The organism is Sphingobacterium tabacisoli (assembly GCF_017908035.1).
In the GTDB taxonomy this organism is placed as follows: Bacteria; Bacteroidota; Bacteroidia; order Sphingobacteriales; family Sphingobacteriaceae; genus Sphingobacterium; species Sphingobacterium tabacisoli.
The window spans coordinates 139,824-165,793 of record NZ_JAEQMU010000001.1; the positions used below are offsets into that span (position 1 = coordinate 139,824).

Annotated in this window: 16 protein-coding genes; 8 read left to right on the plus strand and 8 right to left on the minus strand. The window is 41.3% G+C overall.

Annotation, left to right across the window (positions count from 1 at the left end):
• The 3 genes from JKG64_RS00525 to JKG64_RS00535 all read right to left on the minus strand — a co-directional run bounded on the left by JKG64_RS00525 (position 1) and on the right by JKG64_RS00535 (position 4,631).
• Complete coding sequence (locus tag JKG64_RS00525; protein ID WP_210352386.1) at positions 1-3,105, minus strand: SusC/RagA family TonB-linked outer membrane protein; 3,105 nt, start codon at positions 3,103-3,105, stop codon at positions 1-3.
• Positions 3,106-3,225: 120 nt separating this feature from the next.
• Complete coding sequence (locus tag JKG64_RS00530) at positions 3,226-4,011, minus strand: hypothetical protein (RefSeq protein ID WP_210352387.1); 786 nt, start codon at positions 4,009-4,011, stop codon at positions 3,226-3,228.
• A gap of 56 nt (positions 4,012-4,067) precedes the next feature.
• A complete protein-coding gene (locus tag JKG64_RS00535; protein WP_210352388.1) occupies positions 4,068-4,631 on the minus strand; it encodes an RNA polymerase sigma factor in 564 nt (187 codons plus the stop codon).
• Positions 4,632-4,960: 329 nt separating this feature from the next.
• On the opposite strand from JKG64_RS00535, the gene JKG64_RS00540 reads away from it, so the two are divergent.
• The 8 genes from JKG64_RS00540 (at position 4,961) to JKG64_RS00575 (ending at position 17,037) form a co-directional block, all read left to right on the plus strand.
• Positions 4,961-5,536, plus strand: a complete 576-nt coding sequence (locus JKG64_RS00540) for an RNA polymerase sigma-70 factor (RefSeq protein ID WP_210352389.1) — start codon at positions 4,961-4,963, stop codon at positions 5,534-5,536.
• A gap of 149 nt (positions 5,537-5,685) precedes the next feature.
• Entirely contained in the window at positions 5,686-6,681 is a 996-nt protein-coding gene (locus tag JKG64_RS00545) for a FecR family protein (RefSeq protein ID WP_210352390.1), read from the plus strand.
• A 199-nt stretch (positions 6,682-6,880) separates the two neighbouring features.
• Complete coding sequence (locus JKG64_RS00550) at positions 6,881-10,219, plus strand: SusC/RagA family TonB-linked outer membrane protein (protein ID WP_210352391.1); 3,339 nt, start codon at positions 6,881-6,883, stop codon at positions 10,217-10,219.
• 18 nt (positions 10,220-10,237) lie between these two features.
• On the plus strand, positions 10,238-11,665 hold the full coding sequence (locus JKG64_RS00555; RefSeq protein WP_210352392.1) for a RagB/SusD family nutrient uptake outer membrane protein: 1,428 nt from the start codon (positions 10,238-10,240) through the stop codon (positions 11,663-11,665).
• An 18-nt stretch (positions 11,666-11,683) separates the two neighbouring features.
• Positions 11,684-12,436 (plus strand): DUF4843 domain-containing protein, encoded by a 753-nt coding sequence (locus JKG64_RS00560; protein WP_210352393.1) that lies wholly within the window; start codon positions 11,684-11,686, stop codon positions 12,434-12,436.
• A gap of 14 nt (positions 12,437-12,450) precedes the next feature.
• Entirely contained in the window at positions 12,451-13,950 is a 1,500-nt protein-coding gene (locus JKG64_RS00565; protein WP_210352394.1) for a PKD-like family lipoprotein, read from the plus strand.
• A gap of 50 nt (positions 13,951-14,000) precedes the next feature.
• Positions 14,001-15,953, plus strand: a complete 1,953-nt coding sequence (locus JKG64_RS00570) for a TlpA family protein disulfide reductase (protein WP_210352395.1) — start codon at positions 14,001-14,003, stop codon at positions 15,951-15,953.
• A 1-nt stretch (position 15,954) separates the two neighbouring features.
• Positions 15,955-17,037: an alpha/beta hydrolase family protein gene (locus JKG64_RS00575; protein ID WP_210352396.1), complete on the plus strand. Its 1,083-nt coding sequence runs from the start codon at positions 15,955-15,957 to the stop codon at positions 17,035-17,037.
• Between the two features lie 143 nt (positions 17,038-17,180).
• Here the strand turns inward: JKG64_RS00575 and JKG64_RS00580 are convergent, their stop codons facing one another.
• From JKG64_RS00580 to JKG64_RS00600, 5 genes are read right to left on the minus strand one after another with little or no spacing between them, the layout of a single operon-like run.
• Positions 17,181-18,650, minus strand: coding sequence for a TlpA disulfide reductase family protein (locus JKG64_RS00580; protein ID WP_210352397.1), 1,470 nt, complete (start codon positions 18,648-18,650; stop codon positions 17,181-17,183).
• 24 nt (positions 18,651-18,674) lie between these two features.
• On the minus strand, positions 18,675-19,823 hold the full coding sequence (locus tag JKG64_RS00585; RefSeq protein ID WP_210352398.1) for a TlpA disulfide reductase family protein: 1,149 nt from the start codon (positions 19,821-19,823) through the stop codon (positions 18,675-18,677).
• Positions 19,824-19,826: 3 nt separating this feature from the next.
• Positions 19,827-21,236, minus strand: a complete 1,410-nt coding sequence (locus JKG64_RS00590) for a RagB/SusD family nutrient uptake outer membrane protein (RefSeq protein ID WP_210352399.1) — start codon at positions 21,234-21,236, stop codon at positions 19,827-19,829.
• Positions 21,237-21,246: 10 nt separating this feature from the next.
• Positions 21,247-24,780 carry a SusC/RagA family TonB-linked outer membrane protein gene (locus tag JKG64_RS00595; protein WP_210352400.1) on the minus strand — a complete coding sequence of 1,178 codons (3,534 nt, stop codon included), beginning with the start codon at positions 24,778-24,780 and terminating at the stop codon, positions 21,247-21,249.
• Between the two features lie 19 nt (positions 24,781-24,799).
• Positions 24,800-25,924: a FecR family protein gene (locus JKG64_RS00600; RefSeq protein ID WP_210352401.1), complete on the minus strand. Its 1,125-nt coding sequence runs from the start codon at positions 25,922-25,924 to the stop codon at positions 24,800-24,802.
• Between the last annotated feature and the right edge of the window lie 46 nt (positions 25,925-25,970).

Consider the following 25,970-nt stretch of genomic DNA (forward strand, 5'->3'; position numbering starts at 1 on the left):
CTAAAATGTCGTTTGTAAAGTGAAAGAAAATGAGCGAGCAAACGGATAGTCGGTACCACGTTCTGTCCTAACGGTGGATAACACAAATGCTTCGGACATATATAGTCCAAGTTTGAGGTTCTTTAGGTGGTATCTAGATAGATTTTTCCATTTAAAGTCGTAATAAGCATTTACAGATGATAGTGTCAAATCTGACTTCTTTTGGAGAAAACGTGTTGTGGGACGCGTGGTCGTTGGAGTGCTCGTTATCTTTTTGAAATAGGCCATGTCCCCAATATTTTGCCAGGTATCGTGAAGTACCCGCGTATCCACATTATAGGCGATATTAACATTCTCGACACGATTCACCAATGTGCTATTGTAGTAATCGGCGCCCAAAGTATATCGAAATGAGGTGCTCAACCCCCAACCTTTGTATTCCATGTTGAAACCAAAATTTCCTCTCAATTTAGGGTCGGTCACGCCCACGACAACCTGGTCGTCAGGATTCCAGACATAAGTGCTACTACCATCTTTAGAGAGGTACAGCTCGCGACCCGTTACTGGATCGATACCTAAAGAGGGAACTGCCCATATCGCATTGATGGATTGGCCTTCCTCGTAGCGTATTTTAGGAATATTTAAAGAAGATTGATTGTCATCTTCGTCTCGTTCTTTATTGACCTGCTTAAGTGCATCGGCAATCTCAATAAGTTTGTTGGTATTGCGGGCCAATGAAGTAAATATGGAAAAGTAGGATTGTTGCTGTGGATTTGAATACAGCTGATAGTTTAGGTTTGCCTCTAATCCTTTGTTTTGTGAGCGTCCCAAATTCTCTTTGAAGGAGTAAAAACCCGTAGAAGGGGGTAATGTAAAATCAATTAATAGATTGTAGGTGTTACTTATGTAGTAATCGAATCTCGCATTCAGCTTATCAAATAAACGGATATCGGTTCCTAGATTGTAGTCCATGGTTTCCTGCCATTTTAATCCATTGTTCGCTAGAGCATAGAGGTATGCCCCGGATATATTATCATAGGTGCTACTGTTAAAAAACTTGTAGGTAGTCATAGCCTGGTAAGGATCAAAGTTCTGATTTCCAGAGGTACCTACTGAACCTCGGAATTTCCATTGGTTGATAATGTTGTTTTCTTTTAAAAATGTTTCATGATGCATGTTCCAGCCTAATCCTAACGACCAGAATGTACCCCAGCGGTTGTCAGATCCAAATACCGAAGAAGCGTTGCTACGGATACTTAGGTCGGCCAAATAGCGGTTGTCGTAGGAGTAATTAGCGAACCCCACTAAACCCAATTCTCTTTTGATGGATTCACCTCCGGAAGGTACTCCATTATCTTCATATTGCTTTGCAAATGTGATGTAGTCTACTCGGTTGTTGAGAAACCCCCATGCTGTCATACCATGTGTTTGATCTCGGAAGGAAGCTACGTTTCCACCTGCATTGACAAAGAACAGGTGTTTGCCTATTTTTTTTGACCAATTACCGAAAAGATCTGCACTAAGGCTATTGCTCTCGCCATCACTCATGGTGTAGGAGCCACGCTTATAGAAGTTCTCACCCTGCCAAAGTGCAAAAGAGGTATGGTCTCCGGGCAGGAAGCGCTCTGCAGAATTACCATTGAAGGTATACCCTAGACGTGCGGTCCATTTTAGGCTAGGTGTACTCTGCCATTCGATGTAGAAATTTTCTGTTATTTCCTGGTATTTGGATAGATTTTTGGTCTGCAGGCTGGCATTGTAGAGTGGATTGAAATAGTAGGTAGTAGTAGCAGAACTAGAGCTATTATTCTTATATGTACCTAAGAGTTTAACAAGATTGCCATATTCGTCATAAGGCGAATAATAGGGGTTGAGGGCACTGTATTCCGAAAACTGGCCAAAGGGAGAATTGTTTGACTGATTGAAAGTGATGTTTAAAATATTACGAAAATTGACCTTTCCTGCTCGATAGGATAGGTTGATGGAACCACCTGTATTTGCACGGTTTGAGCCTTTCATCACACCAGCTACGTTATTATGAGTCACATCGACGCCATAACGTAAGGACGAAGTGCCACCTTCCAAAAGTAAGGTGTGCTTGTTGCCAACTCCAGTGCGTAAGGGCTGGGATAGCCAATAGGTATCCACACCACGTTCTATGTTTTTTAAAATCTCATTGTATTGCTCATTATGAAACTGTTGGTAAAGAGGTTGCGATGATGTGTAACGACCGGCATTTTGTTCGATCTGCAATTTTTCTCTAGCGTTTGCCAAATGATAAGAACTCAGATCGGGCGCTTCGATGTTAAGATTCCCATTATACGAAATACGCATCTGTCCCTCGGCAGGAATAAGAGTTTCTACAATGACCACTCCATTGGCCGCTTTGGAACCATAGATAGCTTTGGCAGCAGCGTCTTTGAGCAGCGTGATAGAGGCTACTCTATTCATATCAAGGTCAAATATTTTTTGGAGGCTAGCCTCAAAGCCATCTAAGATAAATAACGGTTGGTTGGGATTGCCGGCGTAGTCTCCCCGTACATCGCCAAGTCCGGCTTGACCTCTCAATTGAATGTCCGGTAACATATTGGGATTTGACCCTAAGGATAGATTTTCTGTAAGGACAAAAGACGGATCTAGGTTCTGTAAACTTTGAAGAACGTTTTTGTTACCTACACGAAGTAATTCTTCTTTACTGAATGTGGTAGAGCTCCCGGTAAAGCTTTCTTTGGAACGGTTACCGTATCCGGTCACAACAACTTCTTCAATTTCATCGACCAATTCTTCCAGTACAATAATAAGGGGCATGGTAATGCGTTGGTGCAGGACGATTTCTACTGTCTTGTAACCTACGTTTTTAACAATTAGTGTTTCATTTTCTGTATCAGGTGAGAGAATGAACTCACCGGTATTACTTGTGGTTGCAGTAACCTTACTCTTACCTTTGATACTTATACTGACATTGGCAATAGGCTTCTTCTCCGCATTGACTACTTTTCCGATTACCTTGGGTGTAGACTTAACCTGTGTCATTTGCACCTGCGCAAGAAGGGGCATAGGTACTGCAAGACCTAGGCTAAGTGCTAATGCAAGCAAGCCACCATTACACGTTAACTTGTTGTTCATAATTTTGTTAGGAATTATTAAATGTTAGTTAATTCAATGAATTGCTCTCTGAATGAGACATAGAGATCCCCGTCGAGCCTAACTTTATTTAGGGTCGATCATACTATGTAATGAGAAAGCTTAATTAAAACAGACTTTTATGATACTATCTTTTACAGTATAGGAAAACAACATCTTTTGAGACATATCATGGAGCAGGTCATTGATCGATATTTTTTCAAATCGTGCCGTATAGGTTTTGGAAGATGTTCCTGTGCTACAGGGTTCAAGTATGATTCCGTAATTTTTACGTAATCTGTAGGCTATTTCGGCTAGGGTAGCTTCGTGTAAATCAATATTGAGTACGAGCTGATTAGAATCTATCTTGTGCCTCAGTTGACTTAACAAGACTTCGTTGACCATAAAATTACCCAGTTTGGTTGCCTTGACTGTTTTTGTTCCTCTTTTTTGAGCAGAAGTATCGAGTGCTGCTACTGTCTGATTTGATTTGTGGATCTTTGTCGGTTTTTTTTCATGCTGCTTAAAGTTTTTAGGGTTAGTGACAACAGGAGCAGTGTCCGATAAGGATAAGTGGGCAGGGGAGCTATCTGATGATACACCACTATGACGTACAATAGCGGAGCTGCTTTCGACCACTGGTGATTGACTTATACTAAAAAAATAGAACCCTAGAGCGATTAAAACCACTGCTGCCGTTGCTGCTTTCCACAACTGCATAGGCATTGACTTCTTAATGGCCACAATAGGCGCTTCTTGTCTTTGATAGTAATGTGAATCCCATCTTTCCTCTAAAAACAAATCAAATTCGGTTCGGTTGTTTGGATCCAACAACCAAGCTTCGACGATTTTCACCTCCTCCACAGAGCATTGCTTTTCGAAGTACCTATTTAAAATGTCTTTGTTCACTTTTTGCTGTTTATCGTATACTATACAGATGAAAAAGGTTTTACACCTAAGTTAATTTAAAAAAAAATAAAAATACATATACTGAACCCCAAACTCTTTAATATCCGCTTTACCAAAGAAGATGAATTGTTGATGTGGTTCTCTACGGTGCTTTTAGTAATTTCAAGTTCTTTTGCTATTTCACTATTACTATATCCCTGAAGCCGACTCATTTCGAAAACCTTTCTTCTTTTTTCAGGCAATTGCAAAAGTATCTTTTGTAAGACCTCTTCTAGTTCGGTGGACTGTAATTCTTCGCTGGAATAGGATTGTGCTACAGTATGGGCTGTGTATGTCTGCGCTGTAATATTTCGTTGGATTTTATTATAAATATCATTTTTGGCAATGGTAATAATATAGTTTTTGAAAGAAGCCTCGGTATCTATTCTGTCTCTTGCTTCCCAAAGTTTAAGAAAGCTCTGTTGTACAACATCTTCGATATCCGCAGAAGGAATGTTCATGCGTGCTAGAAATGAAGTGAGAATAGGAGAGTAATGTTTGTATATCGCTATGAAAGCTTCCTCATTACCCAATTTTAGCTGAGTAACTAGTTTCTTCTCAATGTTCGGATACACAGGCATCAATAGCTATGGTTTAGGGTAAATATCTTAAAGACTACAAAGTTAGTAGAATTTATTCTGTTTTGTATTGATCTATTATGTTTTTTTTAAAAACGATAATTGATTAGTTAGTTCCCACAATTGTAGTAAAATATTTTACGAGATACAAACTTTGATTTTTTTTCATCAAATGAGTAGAATGGTGATAGGGTGTTCCTGAGGATCTCAAATCCACTTTTTGGAATGTTGGATGATACGATGATAGCTTTTTCTACGATTGTTGGCTATTAATTGTCGAAAAAAAATATATTTGTAACCTAGGGTACAACAGATTTAAAAATTTTGGATAGATGACAAAATTAGATTTAGGTGTTGAACGAGTTCATATTGATGGTCTAAAACGTAGTGATCCTGCTGTATTTAAAGCGGTATATGATTTCTATTGGGCTCGGTTGTATATCTCAGCATTTAATCTATTGCGGGACAAAGAACAGGCCGAAGATGTCGTCCAGGAAGTATTTAGTTATTTATGGAATAATGCCCCTACGCTTGAAATTAAAAATCTTACAGCTTGGTTGTTTACATCGGTACGCTACCAGGTTTTTAATGTTATACGTTCGGGTAAGGTTAGGAATAAGTTTGAAAACCTACATGTAATTGAAGAGTTCTCTTCCAACATTGCAGAAATTAAACTTGACAGGGAGGATATTCAACGCCGTTTGATGGCGAGTCTGGATGAATTGCCCCCTCGTTGTAAAGAGATTTTTCTGTTAAGTCGTTTCGAATATCTAAGTTATAAAGAGATAGCCGAACGACTGGAATTGTCTGAAAAAACCATAGAGAATCAGATTGGAATCGCATTGAAAAAGTTACGAATCTCCCTTCGCGACCTGGCTTTTCTGCTACCTTTACTCTTTCTTAGATAATCTACCGCCTTTTATTGGCTCTTCATCCTGTTTTTATGATTTTTTAACAAAAAAGTAATTCTACTTTGGGGGTAACTCTGTGTCTGCGTTACTTACATATAGATAGCATGTGGGACATCATATGTAATTTACTAACCCAGAAATCCAAAATGGACAAAAAAACGTTAGATAATCTAATTGATAAATGGAGTAATAATTCTATTACTATAGAAGAAAAGGAAATTTTGATGAATTATTACAATTCATATCAGTTTTCAACAGAGTGGGATAACACTGTGATGGGAAATCCTGATGAAATAGGAGATCGTCTATTCAAAAAAATGGATATTGGAACTCCGTTAGCCACTCCAACTAAAAATGCAAGTTTTTGGAAACCATTATATCGTGTTGCGGCGGCGGCTATCCTCTTCTTTTGTCTCTCTTGGGTTGTATATACCGCTTTTTTCGAGGCTCCAACATACCTTATTGTAGAAACGGGTAAGGAGACGAAGGATGTGGTGCTACCAGATGGTACCAAAGTGACGATGAACGTGAATAGTAAATTGTCTTATCCTAAAAGGTTTGAAAACCATCGCCGCGATGTCATATTTGAAGGGGAGGGATTTTTTGAAGTAAAGTCGGATTCAATGCACCCTTTTGTAGTAGCTACACCACAGATGAAAGTACGGGTGCTGGGAACAGCGTTTAACCTCAAGGCATACGCGGATGATCCTCTGGTAGAAACTTCCCTTCTGCATGGAAAGGTGGAAGTATTGTCTAAAGATGAAAAATATACCTATTCTACTTTGGAGCCTCTTGAAAAGTTTGTTTTTGAAAAAGTGTCCGTCGATAAGGCCGGTTTAACGGAAGTAAAGCCACAGATGGAAGTGTTGCCTGTGCAATTTATTGACCAGGCTAATACGGCTCCGGTCGATGTCGCCTGGAAAGAAGGCAAATTCGCCTTTATCTCGACGACATTTACTGATGTAGCGCGCGAGATAAAGCGTCGGTATGGCGTCGAGCTTGTCTTTTTAAACAAAGAAGTGGCAGCGTATAAGTATTCAGCATCTTTTGAGCAAGAGTCTGTTGAAGAAATACTCCATGCACTTAATCTGGTAAAATCATTTTCGTACAGAAAGGAGGGAGATAGAATTGTAATTTACTAACTGTTATAAAAACAAGTGCACAAAATACGTTTAGAACGATCTTGCGCACTGCGGTTTTAATCGTCAAGGGGTTAGTGTAGATTGGCGTCCGACTACCTCTTTATTGATCAACTATTAAATCCATGCTAAATTTATGAATATTTTTTTAAAGCAGAAGTGCTTTGAGCGACCTTTTGCTTGTCTTCAAGTCGTATTATATATGAAACTAACAGTATTGTTGGTGTGTATTGGGATACTTAGCGCAAGCGCAGGAGCTTATTCCCAAAATAAAGTTTCCGTAAGTTATCGAAACACATCATTGTCTGCTTTTCTGCAGGATATGGAACAAAAGTCAAATGTACGTTTTGTGTACAGTGATGATATATTGAAGCAGAATCTTCAGATTTCAATACAGGCGAATAATGCGGAGGTAGTTGAGGTGTTGAAAAACGCTTTCGCCGGTAAGGGTATCTCCGTGTCAAAAGTGAATAACACACTCTATGCTATTTACAAAAACGAAACAGCAGATGAAAGCGAAGGACAGGACAAAGAAGTCAATGGACGGGTAGTAGATCCTGATGGAAGAGCATTACCTAAAGTTACTTTTTGGGTTGTAGGGACCCGTTTTGGAGGTACTACCAATGAAAACGGAAGTTTTCGCATTGTCCCACCGGAGGGAGGAAAGGAGATCGAGTTTAGGTATGTCGGCTATGTGACGCGTAAGGTCGCTATAGGTGATGGCCGTATGGGAGATATCGTATTGCAAAAACAAGATAACACCATCGAAGAAGTGCTTGTAAATACGGGGATGTATGAGCGTAAAGCGGGTACATTTACCGGTAGTGCTTCGACTTTTACGCAAAAGCAGATCAAAGAGGTTTCTAATCAGAATGTGCTTTCGGCACTGGCTATTTTAGACCCATCCTTTCAGATGCTGACCAATAACGATTTTGGATCCAACCCGAATATGATCCCTGATATTCAGTTACGTGGCCAGACAGGCTTTTCAGAGGATTTAAGAACTGAATACAGCAACGTCGCGAATCAGCCGCTTTTTGTCGTGGATGGATTCGAATCCACCATTGAACGTGTTTTCGATCTAAATATTAACTTCATCAAGAGTGTCACCATCTTAAAGGATGCCGCCGCAAAAGCTATGTGGGGAGCCAAAGCAGGGAATGGGGTAATCGTGATAGAGACATTACGTCCTCAGGCAGGGCAAATGCGTATTTCCTACAATGCGAGTGCAAATATTCAGGCACCAGACTTAACCAGTTATCATATGACCAATAGTCTGGAAAAGGTTCAGGCAGAGGTGCTGTCCGGAAAATACACTTCATCTAATCCGGAGACTCAGGCTGCATTAACCAAAGTACATGCGCAAAACCTGAAAGCGGCGTTGGATGGTGTAGATACCTATTGGTTATCTCAGCCCCTGCAGGTAGGCGTTGGACAGCGCCATACCTTGACCTTTGATGGTGGTGAAGAAAATTTTCAGTATTCGGTCAATGTAGGCTATAATAATACTAAAGGCGTAATGAAAGGGTCCGATCGGAATATGTATAACGGACAGTCGGTATTGGTCTATCGTAAAGGGAAGATTTCGGCAACCAATAACTTTTCAATTGACCGCAATTTCTCTTTTAACAGCCCCTATGGAACCTTCCGTGATTTTGCCAAGATGAATCCCTACTGGCGCATTCATGACGAGAATGGTAATTTTATGAAGTCTTATACCATAGGTACAGGGGCATCCAGTATTGTGGTGGGAAATCCACTGTATAACGGCAACCTTAATTCGAAAGACGGTTCCAACTATACGGCGATCACGGAGAATTTTCAGATTGACTACCGTCATAGTAATAATTTGCGGTTTAATGTGCGCTTGGGTTATAACCAGCAGAATACAGCCACAGAGTTCTTCAGATCAGCACTACATACCGATTACCTCAATGTATCTCCCGTAAATCCTGAGTATTTAAATCGGGGTGTCTACCGGTTGAATAATGGATTTCAAAAGGCTTATACGGTAGACTTAAGTACCGCTTACAATAAAGTAATTGGTAAACATGAGTTTTACTTTAATGGTATCTTGACGGCCAACGAAAACCAGAATGAAGCGACGGGTATGACGATGGTTGGATTCCCTAATGATGATCTCAATGCAATTTCTATGGGTAAGCAGTACCAGGAAGGTACGAAAGCTGTCGGGACTGAAAATACAGTACGTATAGCAGCTGCTACGGCTGCGCTTAACTATGTATTTGACCGCAAATATCTAGTTGATGCCTCTTTCCGTAGAAATGCATCGTCACAGTATGGTCGGAATGCAAAGTGGGGTAATTTCTGGTCGTTGGGCGCGGGATGGAACCTACATGAGGAAAAATTTGTTAAAAATCTGAAATGGATTGACCTATTCCGCCTCACAGCCAATACCGGGGTAACCGGTACACCGCCTGGACAGAACGCTTATCAGGCACTGGCGACTTACAATTACATTTTGGATAGAACCTACAATGGCGATATGGGCTTGGAGCTAATGGCATTGGCCAATCCGGATCTGCAATGGCAGAAAGTAGCTGAAACCAACTACCGTGTGGAGCTTGGTTTTTTAAACCGCTTCAATGCCAGTTTCGATTATTATATTAAAAATACCAACAACCTATTGCTGAGTATGGAGATCGCTCCATCTTTAGGCTTTAATAACTACGCGGAAAACATTGGTGATGTACAAAATAAAGGATTCCAGGCTACTTTAAATTATAGAATGATAAAGGATGCAGGAAGAGGTTTAAATGTCAATGTTTTTGGAAATGTGGCGCGCAATACGAATAAGATACGCAGTATTTCGAGTTCATTGGAAGCATTAAACAATCTGAACAGCGACAAATTTGACGAGAGTGGAAATATTATCGCCGATAAAAGCCAGCGGCAGAGACCGGCACGACGCTATGAGGTAGGCCGCTCGATGTCTGCTATATGGGCAGTCCAATCTTTGGGAATTGATCCAAGTAATGGGCAGGAGATTTTCTTGAAGCGTGATGGTACAATGACCTATGAATGGGCGGCAGAAGACCAGGAGGTGTTGGGGGATACACAGCCGTTGTACAATGGCACCTTTGGAGCGAATGTGCAGTACAAAGATTTAAGTGTCAATTTTGCCTTCACTTACCGTTGGGGTGGACAGATGTACAACTCTTCGTTAGTCAGCTTGGTCGATGATGCCGATTTCAACTATAATGTTGATATCCGTGCGCTAGAGCAACGCTGGAAGCAACCCGGTGATGTGTCTTTGTTTAAAGGTATTGCACAGATAAACTCTACGGCGACAAAGCCCACATCGCGTTTCGTGCAGAATTACAACGAACTTATATTTTCGTCTGTAAGTTTATCCTACAACTTTACCCGTATGAATTTTGTGCAGCGCTCGCCCTTCAAAAGTTTGATGGCAACCTGTAATCTCAACGATATCGGAAGATTGAGTACGGTACGTATTGAGCGCGGACTGGATTATCCGTATGCACGTACAATATCTTTTACGTTAGGCGCTAGTTTTTAATAATATAATTAGGAGAATATGGAAGCATATAAAAAATATATACATGTAGGACTTTTTGTACTGACGCTGGTTTTCTCTTCTTGCGAGAAATGGTTAGATGTACCTCCACAGACCCAGATTGAAGCGGACAAGGTTTTTGAAAAAGAATCTGGTTTTCAGGATGCATTGACCGGGGTCTATGTCAAGATGACAAGTCAAAGCTTATACGGTAGGGAGTTGACATTTGGTCTAGTAGATGGCTTAGGTGGGCAATTCTACGGATTAGGATCTGCCAATCAGTACTATTCTACCATAAACTATGACTATGATGAGGCAAATTTTATAGCTAAATCAGAAGCGGTCTTCAAAGACAGTTACAATATTATAGCGAATATCAATCTGTTGATTCAGAACCTCAATGAAAAGGGAAGTGGTTTGTTTACGGGGGTGAATTATCATACAATACGTGGTGAGGCCTATGGTCTGCGGGCACTGTTGCATTTTGATCTGGTACGTTTGTACGGTTCTTCTATAGCTTCAAAAGGAGAGACAGCCTTGGCCATACCCTATATGGAGGCTGTAGGTACACTGCCCAAAGAACGCCTGACCACGCGTGCTTTATTAAATAAAGTGATCGCGGATCTGGAAGTTGCCGAACAAGAACTAGCTACATACGATCCGATCGTGCCGGCCCATTCGGCCAACGCAACCACTTACCTTCGTGACCGCAATCTAAAGCTTAATTATTATGCCGTAAAAGCTTTGCAGGCTAGGGTATACCTTTACGCTGGCGACAAAGCGAAAGCGCTCGTGGCCGCAAGAGCAGTTATAGAAAGTAATGTATTCGACTGGACCCCTTCATCACAAATTGCAACAACGGTGGAAGGTCAGAAAAATAGGGTGTTTACACAGGAGCTTATCTTTAGCCTATACATTAATGGTATGTCTGCTATTACAAGCCCGTTTTATGATGAGGAGGTGTCTGGAAATCTACTTTCAAGATCAGGAACGGATTATGTAGCACTGTTTGATGATAAGTTTGACTATCGTTTCGAGTACTTAACCACGCCGGCAGAAAAATTATGGGACATACGATACTCTACCAAATTCGTACAACCCACTTCGTCCCAGGCGGCATTTATGAATAGAATGCCCATGATCAGGAAATCTGAATTGTACTACATAGCGGCAGAATGTCTTGCTGAAACTGACCCTGCCGGAGCAATCGCTTATGTTAATGAAGTACGTGCTCATCGAAATACAGCTGCATTGTCATCCTTACTAAATACCACGCAAGTGGAACAGGAGATTAAGAGAGAGTACCGTAAAGAACTGATCGGAGAGGGGCAATTGTTTTTTTACTACAAACGTAAAAATGCAAGTCAGATCGACGGAAAGTTTGTCACGGTAAATGATGACATGTATGTATTGCCACTGCCGGACAAGGAAATATCTTTTGGACAATAATCAGAAAGGAATAGTAAGATGAATTTAGTATATAAAGTAATTACAGGAACATTATTAACTGTAGGCATCAGTGTTTTGTCAAGCTGTGAGAAGGATATTGATGGGTATGTGCAGGACGCTCGGGTATATTTCTTTGAGCGATCCAATGATTTGAACCAAACACGTATATCGAACCGCTCGTTTACCTTTCTGACAGTGCCTGAACAACAGATGAAAGACACCTTGTATATTAAGGTGAAGACCATGGGGGAGGTTTCGGCTGTGGATCGCTATCCTATTGCAAAAACAGTAGCGGAAGGGAGCACCGCGACAGAAGGGATAGACTATGAGTTTATTCCGGGGTTGGTCGCCGCCAATCAGATTGAGGGCAATGTAGCAGTAGTGCTGCATCGGACAGCTAGGCTGAAGAATGAAACGGTTTTGCTCAACTTGGCAATTGGTGAATCGGCAGATTTTAAGGGTGGTGTGACTGAGGATGGGACTTTCACTTTGCGCTGGTCAGACCGCTTGGTGCAGCCGGATACCTGGCCATTTTACTTTGGTACATATAGTGATGTAAAGTATCAGTTTATTATTGATCACCTAGGTATTGCCGATTATCCTCATCAATTGAGTCCACGTATTGAGGCGCAGCCAGGTGAGTACTCCATAGCCGATCTGCAGGATATGGCCAGCAGACTACGCATCATACTGAGAGAGGAGAATGCGGCAAATGAAGGTAAACCGGGATATCCGCTGCGGGATGAGAATGGAGCTTTGGTTGTATTTTAAAATAGAATAGAAACATGAAAGGAATAATATATCTAGCGATTGCTCTATTTTTTACAACTTTTCTGGGTTGTAAAAAAGACATCGGAAATTACGAATATACCGATACACCTGTGGTTCAGATTGATACAACAGGATTGGGGAATACCTATCGTTTGTTGCGTTTGACACCGCTAAAAATAGCACCTGGCATTCGTTTACCTGAGGGGCATCAGGGAACTTATAAGTGGTTGATCTATAAAAAGCAAACATCCAATAATGCATCTACTTCCTCAAAGGAAATTTCGGACAAGGCGGTGTTGGACGTCGTGATTGCAGAGCCTGTAGGCGAATATGTGACGGAACTTATTGTGACTGACGCAACGACGGGTATTACATCGAATGTGACTTTTAATGTTAGCGTAACGGCAAATATGGAGTTTGGAATGATGATACTTTATCAAGGTGCGCATGGAGGAGATATCGACTTTATCCGTACGCCAGCACTGTCATCAACAATCAGTGGAAACAGCCATATTAAAAATATGTACAGTCTGACAATGGGGAAACCCATTTCTGGACAGGCCAAATTTATCTGGAGTGCGTTTCAGGCTTATCAGATTACGAATTGGATTACGGTGGGAAGTGACAATTATATAGCACGATTTAAAGGTGATGATTTTACGTTTATCCGAGATCAGGAAGATATGTACCGTCGCCCGGAAACGGTGATTAATCCGCAGGCTTATGTGTTTAATACGAGTTCACTACATGTACTGATCAATGGTAAAAAATTGCACGCTACTGGTAATGGATTTTATGAAAGTGATATCAAGTTTCCAGGACCCGCAGATGGGGATTATGAACTTGCACCTTACCTGGTAGCGAGGCATGCTTCCAGTTACTCTTCTATAGCATACGACCAAAAAAACAGTCGGTTTGTGCGTTATTATCTGTCGACCAATATGATTGACAATTTTGCTGCTCCAGCTGCAGGACAAGCCTTCGACTTACGAAATGTCGGTAAAGATATGCTCTATATGACAAACGGCGCATCAAACTATACCTATGCCTTTTTCAAGGACAAAACGGGGGCCGGACGTTGGTTATATGTGGTTGATTTTACCAAAACCAGCGATGCAGGGAATTTAGCGGTAGGTGCATACGATATGACAGACCTTCCTGATGCAACTCAAGCGAAGTTGTTTCAAGTCAGTGGATTTGGTGGGTATACCTATTATGCCACGACGGACAAAATTTATAATTACGCTTATCGTAGTTCTAATACCGCGAGTGTGGCCTTCCAAATGCCTGCTGGAGAGGAGATCACCTGCATGCGATATTACAAACCTGTACCCAACATCAGCGTAGCTGACAAGGAAGAGCGCGTCTTGTACGTAGCCACATGGAATGGAACCCGCGCTAAAGTCTACGAATTAGCAATCAATGAGACATCAGGTGTTGTCAACCAGACTCCTTTGAATGTATTTGAAGTAACGGGAAAAGTCGTAGATATGGCAGCGAGAGCTACTCTATAACGTACTTGAGATTTAAAATAATTTTATAGCAGAATAATATTTAGCCGAACATGTATACATTAATTAATAGATTAAAAGAAACATTGAGTGTCATCGCAGGAGTACTTATCTTAAGTGCACCTGTACATGCGCAGGAACAACAATTTAGCGTAATCCCTGAATTTCCAAAGGAAAATGATACGGTCAAATTTGTCTATGATTCACGCAAAACCCCATTGAAAGATGCCCAACAGATAAAGGGCATAATGACCGGATACCAAAACTTTAAGTGGATCCAGGAGAATTTGAATTTTACGAAGCAGGATACAGTATGGACCGCCAGTTATGTAATTCCTCCAGGATTGGCCTTGATTAACTTTGTATTCAATGCCGGTGATGTACAGGACAATGGCGGTGAACCGACTTATTCGTATATTCTGTCAACGAATGACAACAAACAGGTATCAGGCGGAATGCTAGGATGGGGGCTGTTACGTACGCCACATATTGCTAAAGGTGTGCCTTATGTGGTAGATTCCGCTTCTTATAAGACCGACGAGATATTGTTAATGTGGGTCAAGTATGAATTGCAACAGCATCCCGAAAATCGCTTTAAAGTGCTGTACGCAGCAGCCAGTGCGCTCAAGCATATGGATACTCCTGAATCTTTGGCTAAGTTAAATAATGAATTGAAAGCTTTACAGGGGATGCCAAATGTGAAAGAAGATGATCTTCTTCAGGTTATGCAGGTCTATAAAAATGTGCTGTTAGATACAGTAGCTACAAAAGCGTTAGAGGATCGCATCAAAGCGGAATTTCCAAATGGGCAGTTGGTAGGCAATGAAAAACGATTGGCCGATTTTCAAAAGATAAATGAAGCAAAAGACGATGCCTCCCGTTTAAAGGCAGCGATAGATTTTATTGACAGGCATCCATACAGTGAATCTAATAAGGAGTTTGACGATGCACATCGGATCAGTCATATCACGGCCTATTGGATTATTTCTGTGTACACCAGTATGCAGAAAGACCTGGCGACCTATACGAAATACATTTCTAAGGCAGAACCTTATATGGCGCTCTCAAATGTTATCTATCGTACGCTGTCTGTTCCTTATATTTCTCAAAATTCAATGACAGCGGCGGAGATATTACCTTATACACGGGTCGTATTGGAGCGGTTAAATTATTATAAAGATAACTATCAAGGTGATGAGTATTCGAGCCTTTACTATGGTAATGCGGCCTTGTTTGCTAAAATTTTGACAGATAATAAACTATATGACGAAGCTTTTGTCTACGCGGCAGCGGCATTGAATACTAAAGGTTTTGAAGATGCTGATTTAAACGATACCTATGCCCGGATTCTACATGGACAAGGGAAAACTAAAGAACTCAAATCGAGCCTAGAAGCAAGTTACCGGGCAAATCAGAGTTCGCCCTATATGTTGGATCTGATGAAAGCAATTTACATTGCGAACAAAGGATCGGAGACAGGCTATGATGTTTATTTGAGCAACTTAAAAGATGCGAGCAAAGGAGAGGAATTAAAAGCCAAAGTGCAAAAGTTATTGATAAGCAAAGACGCACCGGCCTTTCAGCTTAAGGATCAGTTTGGTAATACGGTCTCTTTAGCACAGCAAAAGGGGAAAGTCGTTATCCTTGATTTTTGGGCTTCTTGGTGCGCGCCTTGCAAAGCTGCATTCCCAGGAATGAAACTAGCAGTCGACCATTTTAAAAATGATCCCAATGTTGTCTTTTACTTTGTAGACACCCAAGAGAAACGTGCTGATGCCAAAGAATATGTGACAAATTATATGAAAGAGAACAATTATCCTTTTACAGTGCTTTTGGACAGTGATAGTAAAGTCTCAAAGAGCTTCGGCGTTGGTGCTATTCCACACAAGATCGTAGTCGGTCCCAATGGAAAGATGCGCTTTTCTGAGGTGGGTTACATGGGAAGTGCCTCCGAATTGGCAGATGAAATCATTGAAATGGTAAGGGTATTGAAAGAAGGGAATTAATATGAGGTTTTTTCTTAGATTAACTATAACAATGGTGTTGAGTCTATTGATCCTTACAGTGGACGCACAGGAATATATAGCTGACTCGGTTGTGTTTAAAAGTTCAATTGATACCTTGCAATATGGTGCGACTATTACGAAACCCAACACGGGAAGTAATTTTGCCGCTATTGTGATTGTGTCTGGTACCGGACCTCAGGATAGGGAAGGTACGATGGGCGGAACAAAATGGTTTACTATTTTGGCAGATCATCTGACCAAAAATGGGTACGCCGTATTGCGTATGGATGATCGTGGTGTCGGGCAGACGACCGGCGCATACGAGGTAGCAACTACCTATGATTTTGCACAGGATGCCTTACAGGCAGTAGCATTTTTAAAAAAGTATCCAGAGATAGATCCGGAGCGAATTGGTTTGCTAGGGCATAGTGAAGGGGGGGCAGCGATTTCTATTGCGGCTTCGCAAAGTAAAGATGTGAAATTTCTGATATCGCTATCTGGGCTTGCAATGAATGGACTGGATGCATTAATCACGCAGAATGAATCCTTGGTCAATGCAGCACCATTGAAAGATAGGGAAAAAAAGCGGTTTCATGAGGTCAATGCCTTGATGTTCGCAAAAGCCTATCAATATGCTGATTCTACAAATACAGAGCAGAAAATGAATGAAGTATATGAAAACTGGAGGAAAAGAGATTCTGCATTTTTTGCTTTACAAGAAGATAAGTTCGATACCTTTCGCTTTCCGATACATCGCTATGCACCACAGGTTGCAACACCTTGGTACAGGTATTTCGTTCGGTATAATGCTGAGATGTATCTCGGTGATGTGATGGCTCCTATATTGGCAATCAACGGTGACAGAGACAATATGGTTGTACCACACAATCTTGAGATGTGGAAGAAGTATGCCGGGAGAGGAAAAAACAAACAGGTAGAAACTCACCTGTTATTAGGACTTAATCACTTGCTGCAACCGGAGGAATTGAATAAGCAATACGATGGGACTAACAGAGAGAAAATTGGTCTTGCCCCGGAGGTATTAACAATTATCACTAATTGGTTAAAAATGAATAGTTTTTAAAACTGATACGTACAAAAACGGGTTAACAAAATAATGTTAACCCGTTTTTATTATCGTAAAGATCAGATTCTATTGAATCTTAATTTTCTGATATTGCTTTTATCAATGATATATATATCCAACAGTAGTGCGTCTAGAGCTTGTTACCCTTTGTACGGTTTTTTAGCGGATTCGATCAATTCTTTCATCTCCATTTTGATGTAATCTACATTGGGACTTGAACCGGTAAGAAAGTAACGGATATTACCTTCTTTGTCAATTATAAATTTAGCAGGAATTCCCTCTACACCATATTTAGCAGCCATGACTTGCCCTGTAACGGCATCTTTTTGGTCATCATATAGGACCTCAAATGGATAGTTGTTTTTTTCAATAAAGGACACCACATTTTTTTTGTACTCCTTGTCGCGCTCCCAGGTGTTGATGAATAGAAACTGTACATCTTTGTCATTTGCATATTCGGCTTGAGCAGCCTGCATACCTGGGAATGAACGGATACAGGGCTGACACCAAGTGGCCCAGAAATCTAGAACGACGACTTTACCTTTTAAACTTGCTAATGATACTTTCTCTCCTTTTAAATTAAGCAGTTCAAAAGCAGGTGCTATTTTGAAGGTGGCCATCTCTTTGATATGGTCCTGGATGGATTTGACAAGGTCTTCTTTGAGACGGGCATTGAAGCCTTCATACCCCTGCATAGATCCATTTAAGTCCGCATAGACTGCTTTTAGATCAGGTTCGACATTGAATTGTCCCTTGGTATATAGCTTCGTTAAAATGTTGTATGCCTCTAACTTGCGTCCTGTAGCCATTAAGGATTTATAATAGACATTAGAAAGGGCATCTCCTTGTTCTGGAGCTATTTGTAATGCTTTTTCAATGAGCCCCAATGCTTCGGTGTATTTGCCTTGATTGACTAAAATGTTCACATATGTAGACATCGAGCCAGCATATCCCATAGATGCAAAACGCGCTTTATTATCTTTTTCTTCTTCGGGTAGCGTGATATAATAGTAAGCATCGTCTAGGACTGTCTTGAGGATCGGAGTGGCACTGCTGGTGTCGCCCGCTGCCAGCAAAGTCTGCGCTACTGGTAGGTATCCATTGCCTCTCCAAAAACGTTCCTTCATTTCACTTAGATAACTTGTAGCTTTCGATGCATTTCCATCTTTTGCGTATGATCCTGCCAACGTGGCTATTGCATAATCATAGGTCAGCTCATCACCGGGAAACTTAGTTGCAGGCCATTTTTTAAGGAGCTCACGATAGGCCTTTTCTTTTTCTGAAGTAGTCTCCAATTTATAATACACCTCATGTAGGTAGGCATCGCGTGTAAGGCTACCTTTTGGAAATTTCTTTTTCGCTACGGCCTCTATCGAAGCCATCTGATCCTCGTGGCCCAAAGCGTGCAAAAGATTGAGGGTAGTCCGGTATTCGGCTTCTGTTTTGTAGGTCTTGACCTCACTCAATAAGACGCTGGCCAGCGAGTCTTTCTGTGCAAGGGTACCATTTTCCCAAATGGGCTGATATTGTTGAAACCTGTCGGTTTCTTTCTGCTGTGCATATGCCAGACTTGCTGATAATGCAAATGCGGTGATTAGTGTTTTCTTCATTAGGAATATGACGATCTAGTGTGTTTAATTTAAATACTTGGCTATTTCGCTTAGCGCAATGTTTTCTGCTATGATCTTTCCTGTACTGTCCACCAGGAAGAGTGCGGGAATAGCGCGTACCTTCCAGTTATTGGCCGTCTCACCCGCATCGATATAGTTGGGATACGGAAGTTGTTCTTCACCCAGTGCTTTTCGCCAATCGCTTTCTTTCTTATCGATAGAAATCCCTACGATCTCTAGCCCTTGGCCTTTATACGTTTCATAAAGAGCTTTCAATTCGGGTATTTTTTTTCGGCAAGGAGCACACCAGGATGCCCAAAAATCAATTAGGACTACCTTGTTTTTAGACAATACCTGTGGCAAGTCCAGTTTTTGTCCTGTTTCTGTTTTCGCTGATATTACCGGTGCCGATTTATTTAGAAAGCCCTCTGGACGGACCTGCTCTTTCAGAATCTGACCGTAATAGCTATTTTTGGCCTGTTCGGATAAGTTATCGTACAAATGCTCATTCTGCGGAGGGAAAAAGTTATACACGTTGAGCGTCAAAAGTGGACCCCACCACGATTCTTTGTTGTCGGAGATGATTTTGCCGATGACGGATTCCGCATTCTTAAAGAACTCGCCCTCTGCTTTTTCATAAGCCTGCCATTCATCAGATTGTTCAATCTGTGCCGCCAAGAGCGAGTCTTTCGCTGTGCGTGCTGAACTCATCTTTTGTGATATCGCAGCGAATTTTTCCTGTATCGCACTGTGTTGTTTGTCTAGCTCCTGACGAGGGGCCATCTTTACCTCATAAAGATCATTGAGGGGCGCACCAGTTATTTTTTTGTTTTCAAAATTATAGAATTTGTTGTCCGGCTGTCCGGTTAGTTTAACCGTAGCCTCAATGACGGCATGATCTGCTTTGTCCAAAAGAATAGAACATCCACCGTAGGTATCTTTGACTGAAAGGAAAAAATATTGTGGAGCATCGATAGTGCCACTTAGTTTAAATTTTCCTTGATTTACCGTTGCACTGGCAATAGGTTTTTCATCCTGGTGTGTCGCTGCAGGGACTAACTCGAGGACGCTGCCGTCAGGTAGTCCATGGATAATACCATTGACCTGGAAGGATTGTGAAAATGCGGCCGTAGCAAAAGCAAGTGCGACGAAGCTGCTTAGTATTTTTTTCATATATTATTTGTTTACATTTTGCTCGATAGTTCCATTGCCTGGATTTTCAATAGCCCCTTGAGGAAATGGCATGATCCACAGGTGCGAAGATGGTGATAAGCTCAGTTGTGCACCATTCTCTGTTTTGGTTAGTGTTGTCGCGTACTGAGGATCTTTATTCAACCGACGGAGGTCTGCAAATGGTACGATGGATTGAATAAACTCATTTTGCTTGGTGCGTTGGATTAGTTTTACGGCATCTACAATCGTTGAAGCAGAAAGATCTTGATAAGCATCAGGGAGAATTCTCGTTTTCCTGACTTTATTTAGGACGTTCATCGCATCACTTACCTTATTGGTACGCGCAAGACATTCCGCTTCGATAAGGTACGCTTCTGCCGTAGTAAGACCATGGGTATTGTAGTAGCCGGTCATCATGCTATAGTAATAGGTGTCATTACCAACGGTACGTAGCTTCCAACGAGAGGCAAATTTTGAATCTCTAGTTTCAAAGCGTGCGGCGCGATCAACACGGACAGAAGTTTCTGATGATGGAAAATTAGGGCTGGTACCATGTCTGAAATAGTAGGTTTCAACATAGTTATGATTGAGTGGAGTCAACTTGCGTGTATACAGGGTTGGGTTTTCGAGACGAGCCTTCTCACTTTCGTAATAGGCATTCCAGTCATAGAGTTCATTTTTTATGGCTAAAGCTTTTTGCGCATGCTCCAATGCTTTTGGATAATTTTCCATCTGCAGATAGATCCTTGCCAACAAGGTATGCGCAGCGCCTTTCCCGGGATGTAGCACGGTAAGTCCTTGGTTGCTTAACGTAGGAAGTGCCTGTTCGATGTCACTGATCATAAAGTCGTATAATTCTTGAATCGTAACTTGTTTATGAGGAGCTTCTATGTTAGCGCTCTCAATTAATGGAACAGATTTTAAAGTCTCGGCTGTACCTACGTCGTATGTAGCCGCATAATAGTTGGCAAGTGTATAATAGTTGAGTGCACGTATCACTTTGCTTGTCGCTACTAATTGGTTCTTTTGCAATTCTGTGGCGTCAGTCATATTTGGCGCATACTCAATCAATAGATTACAGGTAGATATACTTGCATATCCTTGATAATAGGTTGATTCGTCAGCATTGTTAAAGACAATACGGTTATCCGATTCTTTCCAATTGTAATTGACTTCAGATAGTCGTTCAAAACTTAATGTCGAAGCAGATACGAAAAAATCATTTAGTAACATACTGGCTTGTCGTACAGGTACACTGTGTACACCGGATTCATCGCGAAGTAGGGCTTCAAAATCACTATAGCTTGTCGGTATCTTTTTGCCGGTGGGCAATATGTTCAAATAATCATTGCAAGAGGTTGATACCAAGCAAACGGCTCCGATGATTGCATATATTATTTTATTCGTTTTCATTGCTGTCAAATTAAAAAGTTAAATAAACACCCATCACATAGTTGGGAGCACGGTAACCGCCTAACATATAGCGGGCGTTTTTGGATTTAGCAAACATCGCCACATTCTCCGCATTAAATTGGAGGCGCGCTTGTTTTATCTTTGCGTTTGCTAGAAATACTGTAGGCACACGATAAGCAAAACTGATATTGCGGATCTGAAAGTTGCTCGCATCGATTACATTAATGTCGGCATTGTGATACAATGTACTACTATCGTAATTATATAATTCTAGATCCTCTGGAAAAATCAACCTTGGTATATCTGTATTTTGTTCGTCTCCAGCCTGTCTCCAACGATTTGCAATGTCCTTATTCATTGTGGTCACATTGGTGTGTGCCGTCCAATTGATGTCTCGAGTACTGATGTAAGGAAGATCTGTATTACGAATACGATGTCCACCCTCATAGCTTAGCATGATGGAAAAATCAAAATTTTTGTAGCTAACGCTATTTGTCCAAGATGCCGTATGGTAAGGTACCATGCTACCAGCATATACGATGGATTCTAAATTGGAAGGATTTCTTGTTACCGCCTCACCATTTTCATTATAAACTTGCGGAATCCCAGTATCCGTTAGGCCTGCCCATGAATAGGCATAAATAGACTGATAAGGATTGCCGATGCGTGGATAGGCTTGCGATTGATCAAGTTGTAATATGTAATAAGGAGCTTTGACATTGACATAGGTTACTTTATTCTTATTATAAGCGTAAAGCATATTTGTATTCCATCTTAGGGCATCTTTTTTTATAACATCTGCACCTATAGTAGCCTCAAAGCCGTTATTGGTCATTTGCCCGTTATTAATTTTGTATGTCACATAGCCAAAACCCTCGGTAGGAACCCCCATGGTGTTGGCTAGTAGATCTTTGCCACGTTTTTGATAGTAGTCTAAACTTCCGTAAAGTCGGTTGTCCAAAATTGTAAAGTCTGTACCAATATTTAGTGTTGTCGTACTTTCCCAAGATAATAAAGGGTTTGGTCTTTGTGCTAGATTGCCTTGCAATCCACCTACATTGGGATTAATACTATAATAAGCGGTCATGAAGGGTGAGGTATTTCTATCTATGTTACCGCCTATACCGTACGACCCCCGTACTTTTAACTGGTTAATCCAACTAACGTTCATAAAATGTTCGTTATGGATATTCCATCCGGCACCTAGCGACCATACGGGTTTATCTTGGTATTTGGAACTGGTGCCCCAAAGGTTAGACCTATCCCAACGAGTACTACCCGTCAAAAGAAACCTGTTTTCGTAGCTGTAACCCGCATTTGCATATACGGATACAAATCTCGGCATATCTTGTGCTATCCGCCCTAAGTCCGTGTTTTGAGTAAAAGTCGCCCCCCACATTGTTCCGGCGGACGTTATATTTTTGTCCAGCATTTCGTGTTGAAGAGATACCGGGTCGTAGTTATACAAGGTTTGATCCGAAGCATAGATTTTATTTTCACGGATTTCTAAACCTGCAATGGCATTGATGTGGTGTTTGTCTTTAAATGTTTTTACAAAATCTAGCTGTTGACGAAAATTATATGCATGCAGGGATTGATCCAAGCTGTTAAAAATGTAGCCGTAAGGGATCAGGAAATTAGCAATTCCATTATTGTCTTCGGCCATAGAATTGACACGATTGCGCACATAATAGGAGCTTTTATCATATAGCAATTTACTATCATCTTGTCCATATTCATATTGAAATGCAGCGCTGTAATTCAGCCATTCCGCTATTTTTGCATTAAGACGAATAAAGCTCCGGTTTGAAAAACTATTTGTACCACGGATATTTCTATTCATTTCTTCCAATGGGTTGATATCCATGTCGTAGAGACCAAACTGTTGTATTTGCCCAAGACGATTGCTGTCCAGTCGAGATGCCGCCGTACTAATGAAATTAGAGCCATCTGGATTTTTTAGACCATCATAAGGAAGATAGGCAAAACTAGGGGACATCAGATTATAGGTCTGTTGATTGTTTTTTCCGTAACGTAGAAATGTACTCAATTCTGCCGAAAGCCAGCTGTTGATTTGTGTAATATTACGAAGATTTATCCCTAGCTGATCATTTCTACTATTTGGGTCCTCCAGTAAGTCTTTTTGATAGGTAGCAGAGGAATAAAAGCTATTTTTTTCACTACCTGTAGAGAGATTAATATTGTACTGCTGTGAGAAAGGATTGCGTTTGCCATATTTAGCAACATCATCATAATATCGGTACCCACTATTCGCTAGTTCATTGAGGGTAGCTTCTTTTTCGCCCGAAGTGATCATTCCTGCTTTTTCACGAAGAATCGTTTGAATACCACGGGAATAATACAACATATTATCCAACGCATTTTTTGGATAATCGGGATCCATATTTGTGAAGTTGGAATTGCGGGCCGCCCATTCACGCTCTATATCGATGATATCTGCAGATGATGTCAGACGATCTGTATTGAAGTAGTATGGGGTATGGGTCATTACAGCGGAAGCATTAATCTCTATGCCTGATTTTTTTCCCTTTTTTGTTACGATCACGACGACACCGTTTGCTGCGCGTGCACCATAAATTGAGGCCGCCGCCGCATCGCGGAGTACAGTGATGGACTCGATATCTTCTAAATTAAGATTTGGTAGATCTTCGGTGATACTGCCAAAGGAGGAAGATTTCGTATTCTCAATAGGGAAGCCATCGACAACATATAGCGGAGTGGTCATACCATTCATGGATGTGGTGCCGCGTAGGGTATTTTTGTGGTATCCAGCAATACGGCCCTCTAATAGCGTGCTTAAATTATTAAGCCGCTGCTGTTCTAAACTTTTTTTTGGCAATGAACCAAATGCTCCAGTAGCTCTTTCTTTGGGGATAGTCTGATAACCCGTACTAACGTTGACCGCTATCTCCTCAATTTCAGCAGGCAAAAGGGGAAGGGTGATAGAGGTCATCTGTGTTCTTGCTGCCACTTCGATGGTTTGATGACCTAAAAAGGATATTTGTAGTGTGCCTGTGCGTACGGGACTTTCCAATTTAAACTCCCCGTTTTCATCTGTAGAAGTAGCAATAGCAGTGTTTTTTAATTTTACACTTGCACCGCTTAATGCTGTCCCGGCTTCGTTGATCACTCGGCCTGTAAACAAATAGTTTTGTACAATATCTTCATTAGCAGTGGTAGAAACGGAATTGGACGATGCCGCTGTATTACTGTTTTTTAATAAGATATTTTTTTTGACAATCTTGTATTCAATCGCTGTATTAGCAAATACGGCAGCTAGTGTTTTTTCTATCGAAGCATTATTAAGATCTGCATTGAGTGACGGAAATTTGATACTACTCTCGTCGTATACAAAGCGATAGCCACTTTGCTGCTCAATAGCGTTAATTACGCTTTTCGCATTCGCCTGTTTGACCTTAAGCGTGATCTGCGCAAAAGCATTGGAGGAGAATAACACGACGGAGGAAATCAATGGGGCAGCCCAGAGCTTCCATAGGTGTTTGTTGATTTTTTTGTACTTCATGATTATAGTTGCGGTTAAGTTATTTTTTTTGATCGAGGTATACGGTACGGCCGTCTATCTTACAGTCTATACCGAAGTAAGAAAGGATCTCAATGATCTCATAAAGATTTACTTTACGTTGGATTTCTCCTGTGATTTGATGCGTCGGGATCGTCTTGTTACGGAATACGAAATCGACATCATACCAGCGCTCTAGCTGTGCTGTAATATCTTTTAGACTGCTTTTCTTGAACTTAAATACGCCATTTTTCCACGCGAGTATGGATTCGACATCCGCCGTTTTTTTCTCCAAAGTCTTACCTGTTAAAAAGGCCTGCTCGCCCGGGCTAAGGATTAGTGCAGGGCTCTGGCTATGGGATGCACTAGCCACGCGTACTTTGCCATGTGCTAGAGTGGTGGTCGTGGTGGTATTAGGATAAGAACTGATATTAAATCCTGTGCCCAATACCTGCACGTATTGATCTTTGGTACGTACCATAAATGGCTTTTTAGGATTATGGGTAATCTCGAAATAGGCTTCGCCGATCAGTTCTACTTCACGTTTATCCCCATCGAAAGTAGTCGGGTATCGCAGTTGGGATCCGGCATTGAGCCACACTTCAGAGCCATCGCTTAATACGATCTTGAACTGTCCACCTTTCGGAATCTGCAGGGTATTGAAGGCGGAGGAAATTATGCCTCTAGTACTTAATCCCAGCTGCTGCCCATCGATACTGATATCTCCCTGACCATTGGTGATGTTATTGGCACCATCTAATACAAACTGATCGCCATTTGCCAGGACGAGCAAAGCCTTATCGCTTCCTGCGGTTATAGACTCAAATTGGGCACGTTGTCCGACATCGTGAGTAGATTTAGATACAGAATTATACATTAACAGCGATACCGAGGCGGCTATCAGCACAGAGGCCGCAGCACTATACCACCATGTCCGCATTGTTCTCGACCGGCGACTAGAAGTCTGTTTATATAAAGCCACCTCTACCTTACTTAGGTTTTCCTCCAGACTCGTCGCGGATATTTCGTGTTTTGCCTGTTTTGCCTGGTGCAAATAAAAACTATCTAGCCAAAGTTGTTCCTGAGGTGTTAAGATCGCTCCGGAACGATATTTATCTATTAAGTGTTGTATATCTTTTTTCTCCATCTGTAATTAGGTTTACCCACCACTTTTTTTAGGGTTAGTAAATGAT

Excerpts from the sequence above, each read along its gene's own strand:
- JKG64_RS00565 (WP_210352394.1), top strand. The coding sequence starts at position 12,451 with ATGAAAGGAATAATATATCTAGCGATTGCTCTATTTTTTACAACTTTT.
- JKG64_RS00535 (WP_210352388.1), bottom strand. The coding sequence starts at position 4,631 with ATGCCTGTGTATCCGAACATTGAGAAGAAACTAGTTACTCAGCTAAAA.
- JKG64_RS00585 (WP_210352398.1), bottom strand. The coding sequence starts at position 19,823 with ATGAAAAAAATACTAAGCAGCTTCGTCGCACTTGCTTTTGCTACGGCC.
- JKG64_RS00540 (WP_210352389.1), top strand. The coding sequence starts at position 4,961 with ATGACAAAATTAGATTTAGGTGTTGAACGAGTTCATATTGATGGTCTA.
- JKG64_RS00570 (WP_210352395.1), top strand. The coding sequence starts at position 14,001 with ATGTATACATTAATTAATAGATTAAAAGAAACATTGAGTGTCATCGCA.
- JKG64_RS00550 (WP_210352391.1), top strand. The coding sequence starts at position 6,881 with ATGAAACTAACAGTATTGTTGGTGTGTATTGGGATACTTAGCGCAAGC.
- JKG64_RS00600 (WP_210352401.1), bottom strand. The coding sequence starts at position 25,924 with ATGGAGAAAAAAGATATACAACACTTAATAGATAAATATCGTTCCGGA.
- JKG64_RS00560 (WP_210352393.1), top strand. The coding sequence starts at position 11,684 with ATGAATTTAGTATATAAAGTAATTACAGGAACATTATTAACTGTAGGC.
- JKG64_RS00575 (WP_210352396.1), top strand. The coding sequence starts at position 15,955 with ATGAGGTTTTTTCTTAGATTAACTATAACAATGGTGTTGAGTCTATTG.
- JKG64_RS00545 (WP_210352390.1), top strand. The coding sequence starts at position 5,686 with ATGGACAAAAAAACGTTAGATAATCTAATTGATAAATGGAGTAATAAT.
- JKG64_RS00555 (WP_210352392.1), top strand. The coding sequence starts at position 10,238 with ATGGAAGCATATAAAAAATATATACATGTAGGACTTTTTGTACTGACG.
- JKG64_RS00580 (WP_210352397.1), bottom strand. The coding sequence starts at position 18,650 with ATGAAGAAAACACTAATCACCGCATTTGCATTATCAGCAAGTCTGGCA.
- JKG64_RS00525 (WP_210352386.1), bottom strand. The coding sequence starts at position 3,105 with ATGAACAACAAGTTAACGTGTAATGGTGGCTTGCTTGCATTAGCACTT.
- JKG64_RS00595 (WP_210352400.1), bottom strand. The coding sequence starts at position 24,780 with ATGAAGTACAAAAAAATCAACAAACACCTATGGAAGCTCTGGGCTGCC.
- JKG64_RS00590 (WP_210352399.1), bottom strand. The coding sequence starts at position 21,236 with ATGAAAACGAATAAAATAATATATGCAATCATCGGAGCCGTTTGCTTG.